Source organism: Herbaspirillum sp. ST 5-3, from assembly GCF_004804275.1.
In the GTDB taxonomy this organism is placed as follows: domain Bacteria; phylum Pseudomonadota; class Gammaproteobacteria; order Burkholderiales; family Burkholderiaceae_D; genus Noviherbaspirillum.
The window spans coordinates 55745-69739 of record NZ_STGI01000017.1 but is presented as its reverse complement, the minus strand read 5'-3'; the positions used below and the strand labels follow the sequence as shown (position 1 = coordinate 69739).

Below are 13995 nucleotides of genomic sequence, written 5' to 3'. Positions count from 1 at the left end.
TTATGCCGCCAGCGCAGCAGGTTCTTTGTCATCGAGACGCTTGGGCGAGTTCGCATCCATCCTGTCTTCATGGCGCGGCGACGGCCAGATGCCTGCCGGGCGGTACAACATGATGACGACCATTGCCAGGCCGTACAGCAACTGGCGCAGCACTTCCGCTTCGATCAGCACAGTGCCGAACAGCTGGCGCTGAACCGGCTCAACCACGTGGCGCAGCACTTCCGGCAACGCCGCCAGGATCACGCCGCCGAGCACGACGCCAGGAATGTGGCCGATACCGCCGAGCACCACCATCGCGAGGACGGCGATCGACTCCATCAGGGAGAAGGATTCCGGCGATACGAAGCCCTGGAAGGCCGCAAACATCGCACCCGATACGCCGCCAAAGGATGCCCCCATGGCGAATGCCAGCAGTTTGATGTTGCGGGTATTGATGCCCATCGCTTTCGCAGCGATCTCGTCTTCGCGAATCGCCACCCACGCGCGGCCGAGACGGGAATGCTGCAGGCGAATCGAAATGAAGATGATCGCGATGCACAATGCCAGGAACAGGAAGTAGTAGGCATTCACCGAGGGCATCGAGAATGAACCGATGTGCAGCGTGGCATTCGAACCGGCCTCACCCGCGAGCGACACGCCGAATATCCGGATCGGATCGATCAGGTTGATGCCCTGCGGTCCGTTGGTAATATTGATCGGCGCATTCAGGTTGTTCATGAAAATGCGGATGATTTCACCGAAACCGAGCGTCACGATCGCCAGATAGTCACCGCGCAGCTTGAGTGTCGGGGCGCCGAGCAAAGCACCAAAGAAACCTGCTAGCGCCGCACCGAGCGGAACGATCAGCCACACCGACAAGTGAATGCCGTTCGTGGCCGCCTCCTCGCCGACCATCCACCGCAACGACTCGCCAACCGTCGGATACTGGTTCACGATCGATTCCAGCACGGTAGCAAATTGCGGCGAGGCCAGCAGGCCGGTCATGTACGCGCCCAGCGCATAGAAGGCGATGTAGCCCAGATCGAGCAAGCCGGCAAAGCCGACCACGATATTCAAACCCAGCGCCAGCATGATGTACAGGAGCGCCAGATCCATGATGCGGACCCAGGAATTACCAAAGTTGGCAGCGATAAAAGGGAAAGTCGCCAGCACTATCGCAAGGATGGCAAAACTCGTGTACGCCTTGCGCGGGCTGTGTTTAACGTCGAATAGTGTAGACATGAGATTCCCCTTTATGCACGATCCGCCACACGCTCACCCATGATGCCGGATGGACGCAATGTGAGAACGATGATGAGCACGATGAACGCGAAAATATCCTGGTACTGGCTGCCGAGGAAGTCGCCCGTCAGATCGCCGATATAACCGGCACCAAGGCTTTCGATCAGGCCGAGCAGGATGCCGCCGACCATCGCGCCGTAGATGTTGCCGATGCCACCCAGCACAGCAGCGGAGAATGCCTTCAAGCCGGGCACGAAGCCCATGGCAAACTGTGCGGATGAATAGTTCGCGCCCCACATCACGCCTGCGACCGCTGCCAGCGCTGCACCCATGGCGAATGTCAGGACGACCACCTTGTTTGCATCCACCCCCATCAAGCCGGCGACGCGCGGATTTTCCGCCGTAGCGCGCATGGCGCGGCCCATTTTCGTTCTTTCAACCAGCAGGACAAGGCCGACCATTGCGGCAACTGCGAGCACGAGCAACATGACTTGCGTCTGCGAAATCAGCGCACCCATGATCTCGAACGATTCGGAGGGCATGACTTGGGGGAAAGGAATCGGACTGCGTCCCCAGATCATCATGGCAAAGGTCTGCAACAGGATCGACACGCCGATTGCGGTAATCAGCGGCGCCAGGCGCGGCGCATTGCGCAGCCGGCGGTATGCGACACGTTCGATGATGATATTGACGATGATGCAGACGGGTATCGCCCCGACAATCGCAATGCCGAGCTTGACGATGCCCGGAAGGTTCGGTGCGACCGACTGCACAATTTTGAGGATAGTGACGCCAACCATCGCGCCTACCATCAGCACATCGCCGTGCGCAAAGTTGATCAGGTTAAGTACGCCATACACCATGGTGTACCCCAACGCGACCAGTGCATACATGCTTCCCAGCACCAGACCGTTGATGATTTGTTGGATAAATGTATCCATATTTGCCTACTCTCTAAAAAGATCGTTCAAGTCGTTTTGCAACTTCATCGCTGCACAAGAGGAGGCATGAAATATCGGAAAAGTCCGAGCGCTTCATGGCAGCTTTTTGTGCGATTGCAGCAAAATCATTTCTGATAACAAAAACGGCACCCCCGGGATAATTGCCATGTGGGTGCCGCCTGATGTCGGTGATGGTTATCTGAAAAGACTTGCCTCGACAATGCGAGTAGCGATGGCGTGATCAATGCGCATGATAGTGTCTCCTTTTCCCGTCTTTGGTAAAAACTTTCTTATAGTTTGGTGTTGCCTTGTGAGCCCACGGAACCGGGCGGCATTATACCGGACATGTTCCGTAATGAAACCCTCCTGCGGCGCGCGCCCGTTGTATTTCGGAACTTGCGCCAGCAAGAATTCGTTGCCTGATTGCTCCGGAATTGCATAAACCGTACCCGGGCTTTTAAAAAGACAAGAACGTTTACTTTATATTCAAAATAGAAAAAAACTTCCTGACTATTTTTCGCGCGCAGAGCGCGAACAATGAATACCGGATTTCATTGTCACTGCGACATCGGTGCAGCCCGTCAAGAGTGAAAGTCCCGTTCGACATTGCACTGCGACCCAGCGAGCTTGCAGGCAGCATCATAACGATGAACGCAAAAAACAATCGATGGAAAAAAACAGGGTGGTCTGAATTTAATTCCGGATGCCGTACAAGCGGCATCCGGCTGCATGCTTATTGGCCGCGCGATGCCGACAAACCCTTTGGCATCGGGAAGGTGACATGTTCTTCGACGCCCGGCAGGGGGCGCACGCTCTTGGCGCCGAGCTCTCGCAAACGGTCGATCACCGCCTGCACCAGCACCTCGGGCGCGGACGCGCCGGCAGTGACGCCGATGCGGTTGCGCCCCTCGAGCCAGAGCGGATCGATTTGTGACGCATCGTCAACCATGTACGCCGTCGCGCCTTTTTTCCTCGCCACTTCGCGCAAGCGATTGGAATTGGAACTGTTCGGACTGCCGACCACGATCACCAGATCGACCTGCGGCGCCATGAATTTCACGGCTTCCTGCCGATTGGTTGTGGCATAGCAGATATCGCCTTTCTTGGGTTCCGCAATGCTGGGAAACCGGCGCTTGAGCGCAGCGATGACGTCGGCGGTATCGTCCACCGACAGCGTGGTCTGCGAAACAAAGGCAAGCATCTCCGGATTCGACACTTCCAGGGACTCGACGTCGGCCGCCGTTTCGACCAGATACATGCCCTCTTCCGCCTGCCCCATCGTGCCCTCCACCTCCGGATGTCCGTGGTGTCCGATCATGATGATTTCGCGTCCTTCGCGCCGCATCTTCGCGACCTCGACGTGAACTTTGGTCACTAGCGGACAAGTGGCGTCGAACACGCGCAGGCCGCGCTCAAGCGCCTCGGCCTGGACCGCCTTGGATACGCCGTGCGCAGAGAAGATAACGGTATTGCCGGCCGGGACATCGGCAAGCTCCTCGATGAAGACCGCACCCTTGCGGCGCAGGTCGTCCACCACATAGGCGTTATGCACAATTTCGTGGCGAACGTAGATCGGCGCACCAAATTCATGCAGCGCACGTTCAACGATTTCAATTGCACGATCAACGCCCGCGCAAAAGCCGCGCGGCTGTGCAAGCAGAACTTCCTTTTCCATTCTCTATCCTTGGTGCCGAACGGCGCGTGCGTCTTACAGTATTCCGATGATCTTCACTTCGAACTTCAGGGATTGCCCGGCCAGCGGATGGTTGAAGTCGAAAAGCACACTGGTCGCGTCGAAGGCGCGTACCACTCCGGTAAATCGGTCGCCGCTCGGCGCGGAAAACTCGACCAGATCTCCGATCGTGTATTCGTCATCGTCAGTCGAATTGTCGCCCAGCGCGCTACGCGAAACACGCTGGATCAAGTCAGGATTGCGCGGGCCAAACCCCTGCTCCGGCTGCAGCTCGAATGTCTGATGCGCACCTTCAGGCAAGCCCATCAGGCACTCTTCAAGAAATGGCGCCAATTGGCCCGTCCCGAGCTGCAGCGTCGCCGGTTTTTCATTGAATGTGCTGACGATATCGCCGCCGTCCATTGATGCAAGGCGATAGTGCAAGGTCAGATACGCGGTGGGTGTAACTACAGGGGAGGTCGGATTGGACATGACATCTTCGAGTGAGGTGATAACCCGATATTGTAAGCGAGCTTGCTCCGTGCAACGCGCTTTTCGGCTCCCCAAGCACTGCACTTTCAAGCTTGCACTCGGCTCGGAGAACGCTACTTCAATGAGTTACGGAATTGCAATAAATGCAATTTATTTTCGTATAATTGCATTTTTTGCTACACATCGAACGGAACGACCATGGCAATCAATCACTGGCCGGAAGACCAGCGCCCACGGGAGCGCTTGATCAAGCACGGGCCGCACATGCTCTCCGACGCAGAGTTGCTCGCCGTATTCCTGCGCGTCGGTGTTGCCGGAAAGAGCGCAGTTGATCTGGGACGCGACATGATTGGTCATTTCGGATCCTTGAACAGCATGTTCACAGCTTCGTTGAACGATTTCTCAAAGTTGCACGGACTCGGCCCCGCCAAATATGCCCAACTCCAGGCGGTCATGGAGCTGGCACGTCGCTCTTTGACCGAAGAGCTGCGCATGGGGGAGGTACTCAGTTCACCGCAAGCGGTCAGGCAATATCTGCAACTGATGCTGGCAAAAAAACCGTATGAATCATTCGCCGTTCTATTCCTTGACGTGAAGAATCGTCTGGCGGCTGCGGAAGAACTGTTTCGCGGGACGTTGACGCAAACCAGCGTCTACCCGCGTGAAGTCGTGAAAGCCGCGCTGTCCCATAATGCCGCAAGCATTATCCTGGCCCACAACCATCCCTCGGGCACGCCAGAACCGAGCATGGCAGACAGGACATTGACGGGCGCGCTCAAACAGGCTCTTGCGCTAGTGGATATCCGGGTGCTCGATCATTTCATCGTTGCCGGGAAGCAGGTTTACTCATTCGCCGAGCATGGAGAGATGTGAAGGCGCCGTGAAAGACAATTGTTAAATCACGCAAATATTTAAAGACACAATTGTTTTTCGCAAGTCATTGAAAATTCACATTTTTTTCGCTATACTTTCGTTTTTCCGAATTTGGAATCTTTTTAAGGAGTTAGCCATGGCACGTGTTTGCCAAGTCACCGGGAAGGGGCCGATGGTCGGCAACAACGTTTCCCATGCCAACAACAAGACCAAGCGTCGCTTTTTGCCGAACCTGCAAAACCGCCGCATCTTCGTTGAATCCGAAAATCGCTGGGTTTCTCTTCGCGTGTCCAACGCCGGTCTGCGCGTGATCGACAAGATCGGCATCGATGCAGTGCTCGCTGATATGCGTGCCCGCGGCGAAAAAGTCTAAGCGGCCCAAGCGGCATTTATTAGGAAAATATCATGGCAAAATCTAACCGCGACAAAATCAAGCTGGAATCGACCGCAGGTACCGGTCACTTCTACACCACCACGAAAAACAAGCGCACCATGCCGGAAAAAATGGCGATCATGAAGTTTGATCCGAAGGCACGCAAGCACGTGGAATACAAGGAAACCAAGATCAAGTAAGCAAGCGATCCATTTCACAAACAGTTTTACAAACAAAAAGCCCCGCAGTGCGGGGCTTTTTGTTTGATCCTATGGCGAGCCGGCATAAAAAACGCGGCCAGGAAATCCATGACCGCGCTTTTTCATCTTATGTTGCAACCTAGGCCGATTAATCAGGCATAGCTGCGCAAGCGCTGCGAAAACTCCTGTAGTGCCTTGATGCCCGAAGCCTCCGCCCGCACACACCAGTCCTGCAATTGATGCAGCAATTGCTCACGGCTGGAATTCGAACGCTCCCAGATCGCGCCCAGCTCCACCCGCATTTCATGCATGGTCTGCAGCGCCTTGCTGTGCACGAACAATTCGCTCAGTTGCTGCTTTTGCGGCGCTTCAAGCTTTGCCGGTTCGCGCTGCAACAGCTTCTTCGACGTCTTCAAAAACTTCGCTTCGAACTTGGCCTTGTCCGCCAGATGCGTCACTTCCTCCCGCCAAGCCCGCTTGACCGACTTCGCATACTTTGCCATGACGTCGTAACGATTGGCGATCACGGATTGCAAGGTATCAAAGTCGGCAACCATTTTTGCGCGATTGAATTTCGGCGCCGGTGCGACTTTCTTGACCTTGGCCAGACCGAGCATTTCCAGAATGCGGATATACATCCAGCCGATATCGAACTCGTACCACTTCGACGACAGCTTGGCAGAGGTGCCGAAGGTGTGATGATTATTGTGAAGCTCTTCACCACCGATGATAATGCCGATCGGGAAAATATTGGTCGATGCATCGACACAATCATAGTTGCGATAGCCCCAGTAGTGCCCGATGCCATTGATGATGCCGGCTGCACTAACAGGAATCCACAGCATCTGGACTGCCCACACGCTCAGTCCAACGACGCCAAATAACAGCACATCAATAATCAGCATCAAACCGACGCCCTGCCAGCTGTATTTGGTATAGACATTGCGCTCAATCCAGTCGTCCGGAGTGCCATGGCCATACTTCTCCATGGTTTCACGGTTCTTGGATTCGGCACGATAAAGCTCTGCGCCTTCCAGCAGCACCTTCTTGATGCCGCGGGTAACCGGACTGTGCGGATCTTCCTCGGTTTCGCACTTGGCGTGATGCTTGCGATGGATTGCAGCCCATTCCTTGGTTACCATGCCGGTCGTCATCCACAGCCAGAAACGGAAGAAGTGACTGGGTATGGCGTGCAAATCGAGTGCCCGATGCGCCTGGCAGCGGTGCAGGAAGATCGTGACGCTCGCGATCGTGATATGAGTCACGATGAGCGTATAGGCAAGCACTTCCCAGCCGCTTGCACCTGACAAGCCGTGGGACAGGAAATTCAGTACTGCGTCAAACATGGTATTTTCAATCATTCAAACTCCGGATAGGTTGCATCCCTAGAACTCCGTGAGAGTTCCGCTGTCGGCCAAAATCTGACCGCCGGAATGCATTTTGGGCCGATTGTACGCTTTTTATGGTACCTGAGTGGCGTGTACTGCTTGTGAAGTTCGAATTTCACTCACCGGCAGATGATCGATAAGTCTGACTTCGCGCTGCGGATAAGGCACCCGGATTTGATTCTCTTGCAACACCTTCCAGACCGCCCGGTTCACATCTGACAATACATTCGTGCGCCCGTTCTCTGGATCGGCAATCCAGAATCCGAGTTCCAGTTCCAGTCCGTCAGCCTCGAACTTGATCAAATAAGCCTGCGGTGCCGGATTGGAAGAAACACGCGGAATGCCAGCCGCCACCTGTTCCAGCAAGCGCAACACGAGGTCAATATCAGTTTGATAATCCACCGTCACCCGTGTGAAAAGCCTCAAGGCCCGATCCGTCAGAGAATAGTTCAGCACCGGCCCCGACAGCAGCATTTCATTGGGAATCACGGTTTCCACGCCGTCCAATCCACGCACCACCGTATAGCGCGTGTTGATTTGCGTGATCTGACCGGAGTACTTGTCGATCATCACCATGTCGCCAATCGCGAGGCTGCGCTCCAGGAGGATCACGAAGCCAGACACATAACTGCTGACAATTTTCTGCAAGCCCAACCCGAGACCGACGCCCAATGCGCCACCAAAGACCGAAAGTACCGTGAGGTCGATGCCAACAAGCGACAAGCTGATCAATACGGCAAAAAGAATGAATACGGCGCGGCCCATGCGCGCCATCACGACTCGAAGCGAGGAGTGCACGCTGTCCATGCGCATCAGCCGCTCTTCGAGAGTAGCGCTGGCCCAGAGCGCAATCATCAAGGTGACAAGCACGGAGGCCGCAGCTTGCAGGGCAGTCAACAGAGATACCTTGTTGCGTCCGATCGGCAGCACCGTCTGTTCCAGGTACTGCACCAGGTCGGGCCACCAGCCCGTGATGTATAGTGCGACGCCGCTCCACACCAGGATCGCAAACACCTTTTCGAACATCGACAGGAAAATACCTGCCTTGCCGCCACGCGCAAATACGCGATGCAAGACATAGAAGCCTAACCGGATCAATGCGAAAGAACCGACCAAAGGCATCGCGACCTTGAGCAGATTGACGTGCTGCCACTGCCCCAACAGCGGTTTGGCGATGGCGATCATTGCAAGCGCAATCAGGGGCGACAGTACGCGTGAAAAGCTCTCCACACCAAGACGAACAACCCGCAACTGCGTGTCATGCGCAGTGATTCTTTGCCGCACCAGGCGCGCCACTGCCCAGCCGATGGCAAGACAGAATACCAGTGTGGCGACCTGCCCCAGCAGGCCGGGATCCTGAAGATCATCCCAGAGGTCGAACAGAAGGTTGGAAAGAGCGTTTTGTCTCATTGTTTGTATGGCGTTGCGTCCTGTCTGTGCCGCTCCCAATTTTGCGCGTAACGTGCTGCAAGTGCGGGGTTTTTCCGGACGATCAGCACGTTTTCGGCATTCTTGTGCTGCGCAGTCCATGTGAAATTGAAGCTGCCTGTGATGACCGTCGCATTCGGCCTGTCCGGATCGATCACGATCACCTTGTTATGCGCGTTCTGGTATTTCGTCTCCAGCCACACTGGAATGCCTGCTGCCGCGAGAACTGGCGCGGCGGCGGAGGATGCTGTCCGTTCAAGCTGATCCGCATCGACCAGGACGCGCACATCAATGCCGCGGCGATGCGCCGAGACAAGAGTAGATGCGATTTTTTTACTGGTCAATAGATAGGCTTGCACCAGGACCTGCTTGCGCGCGCCGTCGATGGTGGCTACCACCAGACCTTCGATGTCATCCCAAGGCGTGAATGCCGCTTGCCAGGTACCCTGCGCCTGAAATATCGGCGCGTCGGTGCAGCACGCTGTTGCGGCCGCTGACGCGAGCAGGAGTATGGCGCCGGCAGCGTGAACCAGTCGCCTCATTTCTTCCGCTCGAATACGGCGGCGAAGAAACCATCGGTTTGGTGAAGATGCGGCATCAATTTCAGGTAGTCCTGCATCTCGAGCGGAATTTTCTGCTCGAGCAAAACGTCTTTCATCGGGACGAGAGAAAAATCTTCGTGCGTGGCGAGAAACTGCGTGGCGATGGCCTCGTTTTCCTCGTCGAGCAGGCTGCAGGTCGCATATACCAGCCTTCCGCCCGGCTTCACCAGACGTGCTGCACTTGCCAGGATTGCTGTCTGCTTTGCATTCAGTTCGACTACCGACTCGGGCGTTTGACGCCATTTCATGTCAGGGTTGCGCCGCAGCGTTCCCAAGCCACTGCAGGGCGCATCGACCAGCACGCGGTCGATCTTCGCCATGAGACGCTTTACCTTGGCGTCGTTTTCATGGGCAATCAGGACCGGATGCACGTTCGACAAGCCGCTGCGGGCAAGACGCGGTTTGAGCTTGCTCAGCCGCTTTTCGGACACGTCGAAAGCATACAGGCGACCGGTATTGCGCATTGCGGCACCGAGTGCAAGCGTTTTGCCGCCGGCACCCGCGCAGAAGTCGACGACCATCTCGCCGCGCTTGGCACCGACGATTTGCGCAAGCACCTGACTGCCCTCGTCCTGTACTTCGATGGCTCCCGACTGGAAAAGCGGAAGATTCTGCAATGCCGGTTTTTTCAGGATGCGAATCCCGAGTGGCGCATACGGTGTGGGTTCGCATTGAATCGGCGCGGTCGCCAGTTCAGCGATCACCTCTTCTCGCTTGGCCTTGATCGCATTGACGCGCAAATCCAGCGGCGCCGGCCGGTTAAGCGCTTCGGCCAGTTGCAGGGTCGCGGCTTCACCATCGCGAGCAACCAGTTTCTCGAAAAGCCAAGTGGGCAAATTGGCCTGCAACACGATCGGCAGGGAATGGCGGTCGATCTGCGCGATCCGATGCAACCATTCACTCTCCTCCGGCGACAAGCCTGCCAACGCGTCGGCGCCGACTGCGTCTGCCAAGCCGAGCAAGATCAGGCGGCGCATTGCCGGGCCGTGACCGGATTCTGAAAAACTGGCATAGGCGAGCTTGTTGCGCAACACGGCATAAACGCCCTCCGCCACCGCATTTCGCTCGCGGGATCCGAGTTTGGGGTGTTCGCGGAAGTAGCGCGACAGGATAACGTCAGCGGGGCCGGTAAAGCGCAAAACCTCGCGCAATACCTCTTCGGCATGGCTGACGACTGCGGGATGCAATCTCATTGGATTCTTTCAGGTGTTCGCGATGTGCGAACTCTCTTCTGCGATACGGACCAGACCGTTATCAATGCTCAAGCGGTCTTCGACGAACCAGCGCACGGCGCGTGGATAAATAACATGCTCCTGCGCCAGCACGCGCTCGGCCAGCGCATGCTCGTCGTCATTGGACAGGACCGGGACCGCGGCTTGCGCGACGATAGGGCCATGATCGAGTTCGGCGGTGACGAAATGCACGGTTGCACCGTGCACCTTGACACCGGCCGCCAGTGCCTGGCTGTGCGTGGCCAGCCCGGGAAAGCTTGGCAGCAGGGAGGGATGAATATTGAGCATCCTGCCAGCGTAGTGTTCAACGAACGGCGGCGTCAGGATGCGCATGAAACCGGCCAGTACAACGAGATCGGGCGAAAAACGATCGATCGCAACGCGCAGCGCGGCGTCGAATGCTTCGCGACTCGGAAAATCCTTGCTGACCACGACATCGGTCGGAATGCCGTGCTCGGCGGCAAAGCGCAAACCTTCGGCGTCAGCACGGTTGCTGATGACAGCGGCAATCTTGCAGGGCCATTTTTCCGCCTGTGCGGCGCGGACAATGGCTTGCATGTTGCTGCCGCGCCCGGAAATCAGAATGACGATCTTTTTCATGGCGCGCATTTTACCGCACGCATCCTTCCGGGGACGAAATAAAAAGCCGACGCAGACGCCGGCTCATTGCATAACTGTCAAGTGAGAATTACTGGAATGAATAGAACACACGAAATGCGACGTTCTTTTCCGCCCAAAAGTCTGCTGCATCCCGAAAGACGTCCAGCAGCGTCTCGCGTGCTTCCTTGTCGAACTTTTGCGTATTGGGCAACTGTTCGAGAACGACGAGAAAGCCCGGTTGCGGCCCAGCCTTATAGGGCAGATCGGTCAGACAGTCGCTCAGGGCGTCGAAATTCTTGCCAAAATGCTTGGGGAAATGGAACGCGTTGGCGATGCAGCCGAGCACCTGCTGCTTGGTGGTCGCTTCGGCGCAATAGGCATAGAGAAAATGCTGGCCGAGGCGTGCTGCCTCTTCCTGGAGATCGGTCACCCTGAACGCGCGAATGGACTGCACCAGATTCGGCGGCACGGTTTTAAACAGGCTCATGTCTTCCTCCGCTCGTGCAATAAGCGTTGCGGGTTCGCTGTGCAGTGACTCGATTCGCATTTCGTTACTCTTTGATGCGCTTGAAAGTCGCATAATGGTCATCGGTATAATAATATTCGCCGGACGAGATCGGATCGCCACCGGCGATGATACGCCGCGCGCCACGGTTGCGGGCGCCGGGGGTTCTTACCGTAAATTCGTGATAATACCCGCGCTTTTGTTTGGGTAAAACCCCTTCATAATTGCCGAAAACCACACCGTCCTTGGCATAGGGGAAGGGACCGCCTTTTTTGATGAGTGCCAGCGTCTTTTGGGCTTCCCTGGGCAGCTCCTTAACGGCGATGACTTCCAGCCGGGTCGCACCTTTTGCCAGAACATTCAGTGCAAGCAACAAGGTCGCGAAAAAAAAGACCCAATTTTTCAGGAACTTAGCATTCACCGTCGTGACCTTGCCGATTTAGTTGAAAAATTAACAAGTGCGATGATCGCAATACCGTAGGGTAACTGGTTGTGATGAACGAAGCAACCCTGTCAACCGGAGGCCAGACTCTAGGATGTCTTATTTCGGCTATTAAAAATTATCATTAATGCAATTTAGCTCTGGGTGCGGCCGATATTCTTGTCTCTGAGAATGGCATGTTCGTCACACGGTCCGCCACCTGACTCCGTCATTCTCAGAATGATTACAAATTGTTGCAATACTTACTTGCAAATGAACAATTGCAGGTAGGCGCACGAATCGTCTTTGACGTTTAATGTAGAGGAGGACATCAAGGAGAAAGTTATGACTCACCCTGCTATTTTTTCACGCCTTCGACTCGTTGCTGCCGTCGCATTGGTCGCGTCAGCACCGTTCGCCATGGCACACGGCGACCCGAATGTCAGTTGGTCGGTGACGCTCGGCTCACCGGGTGTATATGCCCCGCCACCGCCGGTTGTGTATGTACAACCGCAACCGGTTTATGTGCGCCCGGCACCAGTTTACGTGCAGCCTGCAACGGTAATCCAGTACGGTCAGCCCTATTATGTCGAAGGTTATCGCCGCGGCGGGCCACCGGGCCACTGGAAGCATCATCATCATCGGGACTGGCGATAAACAGTCCTGCGTTCAAGGGTTTTTCAGAACGCCATGGCGGCCGGATCGCATTCCTGGCCGCCAATTCCCTCCACCAATCCCTGTCAGCTGAAACGATCAACCAGCCTTGAGTATTTTTTCCGGGCATGCGTGCGCCTTTTCATCCACGCCGAAAAACGCTAGAACATCGGCGCGCCGCGCGAGCGCATCTTTATGTCCCAGCTCGATCAGTTCGCAGGTGTAGCTCGATTCAAACAGCAGGTACGACGCGAGCGCACCGCCACGCGCTTCCATGGCGCCAATTGCCCCCAACAGCATCCTGACTGGTGCCGGAAGACTGTGCACATGGCGGCTGGCCGTCTCATCAAGCCTTTCCGATGGCGCAATGATCAAGAGATCGATCGGCCGCAAGGGTGTCCTGGCCCGCTGTTCTTCCGTTAAAACCGACAAGGTAAGGTTGATTCTGGACATGCGCTCGATATCGACGGCAAGGCTGTCGAGGAAAATGCTCGACATCGCGTGGCCGGCGATCTGCGCCAGCGTCGGATATGGCGCGAATTCCGAGGTTTCGCTCCATTGTTCATTGAGTCGCCCTGCGCCGATTACCAGCACTTTGTCCGCGCCGAGATGGATCGCCGGAGAAATCGGCGCAATCTGCCGCATTGAACCGTCGCCGAAGTATTCACGCCGACCGTCGCAATAGATTGGCGTGGCCGGGAAAATTAGCGGGATGGCGGAGGACGCGAGCAAGTGTTCCACGCCGATTTGTCCACGCAACGCGATCCTTTGCGACCGCACCCAAGGATCGATCTGGGCTTCGGTTTGAAAAAAAGTGATATGCCGGCCTGCGCTGTAGGACGATGCTGTTATTGCCAGTGCATGCAGAGAGCCGTCGAGCAATGCCGAATCCAGGCGCGGAAAATTCAGCATGCGGTTGAGGAGCGTCACCAGCGGGGTATTGTCCAGCAGTGCATTTGGCGGATTGGCTTTCCACTTGCGCAGCAGCCAGCCGAAGGACAGCAGAGAAAGCCAGCGCGCACCGGAGCGCAGAACGCCGAGCGAGTCGGCGCGATAGACCTGCTCGGCAGTGATGTGCTCCCATACCTGAAGAACCTTTTGCAGGCCTTCGTCGAAATTGTCGGCATGACATGCCAAGGCCGTCGCATTGATGGCACCGGCGGAGGTGCCGCAGATGATGTCGTACGGGCTGCGTGTCTGTTCGTGGCCTGCCTCGCGCAGGATGGACGATACGCCGCGCAGCACCCCTACCTGGTATGCTGCCCGCGCGCCTCCTCCTGTCAGGACCAAGCCTGTTTTCTTTCTGCCTTGCATACTAGGAGATTAGCAGGGCGATTGCGATTTGGGGAGGAAAGTCGGCGGGGACGACACGCAAAAAACAACGCCGGGCGAA

The 13995-nt window shown here is 56.1% G+C and carries 16 protein-coding genes; 4 read left to right on the top strand and 12 right to left on the bottom strand.

The genetic code is table 11. The features are described 5' to 3' along the window. The 4 genes from E6W33_RS24080 to E6W33_RS24065 form a co-directional block, all read right to left on the bottom strand. On the bottom strand, positions 1-1221 hold the full coding sequence (locus E6W33_RS24080) for an ABC transporter ATP-binding protein (RefSeq protein ID WP_136419923.1): 1221 nt from the start codon (positions 1219-1221) through the stop codon (positions 1-3). Positions 1222-1232: 11 nt separating this feature from the next. Continuing rightward, entirely contained in the window at positions 1233-2162 is a 930-nt protein-coding gene (locus tag E6W33_RS24075; RefSeq protein WP_136419922.1) for a branched-chain amino acid ABC transporter permease, read from the bottom strand. Positions 2163-2895: 733 nt separating this feature from the next. Further along, positions 2896-3837 carry a 4-hydroxy-3-methylbut-2-enyl diphosphate reductase gene (gene ispH / locus E6W33_RS24070; RefSeq protein ID WP_136419921.1) on the bottom strand — a complete coding sequence of 314 codons (942 nt, stop codon included), beginning with the start codon at positions 3835-3837 and terminating at the stop codon, positions 2896-2898. Positions 3838-3870: 33 nt separating this feature from the next. Beyond that, positions 3871-4326 carry a peptidylprolyl isomerase gene (locus E6W33_RS24065; RefSeq protein ID WP_136419920.1) on the bottom strand — a complete coding sequence of 152 codons (456 nt, stop codon included), beginning with the start codon at positions 4324-4326 and terminating at the stop codon, positions 3871-3873. 198 nt (positions 4327-4524) lie between these two features. Here E6W33_RS24065 and radC point away from each other — a divergent pair, with 198 nt between their 5' ends. From radC to rpmG, 3 genes are all read left to right on the top strand, one after another. Further along, complete coding sequence (gene radC / locus E6W33_RS24060; RefSeq protein ID WP_136419919.1) at positions 4525-5199, top strand: DNA repair protein RadC; 675 nt, start codon at positions 4525-4527, stop codon at positions 5197-5199. Between the two features lie 136 nt (positions 5200-5335). Then, positions 5336-5572, top strand: coding sequence for a 50S ribosomal protein L28 (gene rpmB / locus E6W33_RS24055; protein WP_136419918.1), 237 nt, complete (start codon positions 5336-5338; stop codon positions 5570-5572). Positions 5573-5604: 32 nt separating this feature from the next. Continuing rightward, the gene (gene rpmG / locus E6W33_RS24050) at positions 5605-5772 is read left to right on the top strand and encodes a 50S ribosomal protein L33 (RefSeq protein ID WP_057292919.1); all 168 of its coding nucleotides are present in this window, start codon (positions 5605-5607) and stop codon (positions 5770-5772) included. A 152-nt stretch (positions 5773-5924) separates the two neighbouring features. On the opposite strand, the gene E6W33_RS24045 is transcribed toward rpmG, so the two are convergent. The 7 genes from E6W33_RS24045 to E6W33_RS24015 form a co-directional block, all read right to left on the bottom strand. After that, the gene (locus tag E6W33_RS24045; RefSeq protein ID WP_247869770.1) at positions 5925-7133 is read right to left on the bottom strand and encodes a fatty acid desaturase; all 1209 of its coding nucleotides are present in this window, start codon (positions 7131-7133) and stop codon (positions 5925-5927) included. Positions 7134-7232: 99 nt separating this feature from the next. Continuing rightward, complete coding sequence (locus tag E6W33_RS24040) at positions 7233-8570, bottom strand: mechanosensitive ion channel domain-containing protein (protein WP_136419917.1); 1338 nt, start codon at positions 8568-8570, stop codon at positions 7233-7235. Further along, positions 8567-9130 carry a phospholipase D family protein gene (locus E6W33_RS24035; RefSeq protein ID WP_136419916.1) on the bottom strand — a complete coding sequence of 188 codons (564 nt, stop codon included), beginning with the start codon at positions 9128-9130 and terminating at the stop codon, positions 8567-8569. The genes E6W33_RS24040 and E6W33_RS24035 overlap by 4 nt, the downstream gene beginning before the upstream one ends. Beyond that, positions 9127-10383: an RsmB/NOP family class I SAM-dependent RNA methyltransferase gene (locus tag E6W33_RS24030; RefSeq protein ID WP_136419915.1), complete on the bottom strand. Its 1257-nt coding sequence runs from the start codon at positions 10381-10383 to the stop codon at positions 9127-9129. Before E6W33_RS24030 ends, E6W33_RS24035 begins: the two co-directional genes overlap by 4 nt. A gap of 9 nt (positions 10384-10392) precedes the next feature. After that, entirely contained in the window at positions 10393-11031 is a 639-nt protein-coding gene (gene purN / locus E6W33_RS24025) for a phosphoribosylglycinamide formyltransferase (protein ID WP_136419914.1), read from the bottom strand. A gap of 79 nt (positions 11032-11110) precedes the next feature. Continuing rightward, the gene (locus E6W33_RS24020; protein ID WP_247869769.1) at positions 11111-11569 is read right to left on the bottom strand and encodes a barstar family protein; all 459 of its coding nucleotides are present in this window, start codon (positions 11567-11569) and stop codon (positions 11111-11113) included. Between the two features lie 4 nt (positions 11570-11573). Then, positions 11574-11900: a ribonuclease gene (locus tag E6W33_RS24015; RefSeq protein ID WP_247869773.1), complete on the bottom strand. Its 327-nt coding sequence runs from the start codon at positions 11898-11900 to the stop codon at positions 11574-11576. A 393-nt stretch (positions 11901-12293) separates the two neighbouring features. Here E6W33_RS24015 and E6W33_RS24010 point away from each other — a divergent pair, with 393 nt between their 5' ends. Then, positions 12294-12605 (top strand): hypothetical protein, encoded by a 312-nt coding sequence (locus E6W33_RS24010; protein WP_136419911.1) that lies wholly within the window; start codon positions 12294-12296, stop codon positions 12603-12605. Positions 12606-12701: 96 nt separating this feature from the next. On the opposite strand, the gene E6W33_RS24005 is transcribed toward E6W33_RS24010, so the two are convergent. Beyond that, on the bottom strand, positions 12702-13916 hold the full coding sequence (locus E6W33_RS24005; RefSeq protein ID WP_136419910.1) for a patatin-like phospholipase family protein: 1215 nt from the start codon (positions 13914-13916) through the stop codon (positions 12702-12704). Positions 13917-13995 lie beyond the last annotated feature (79 nt).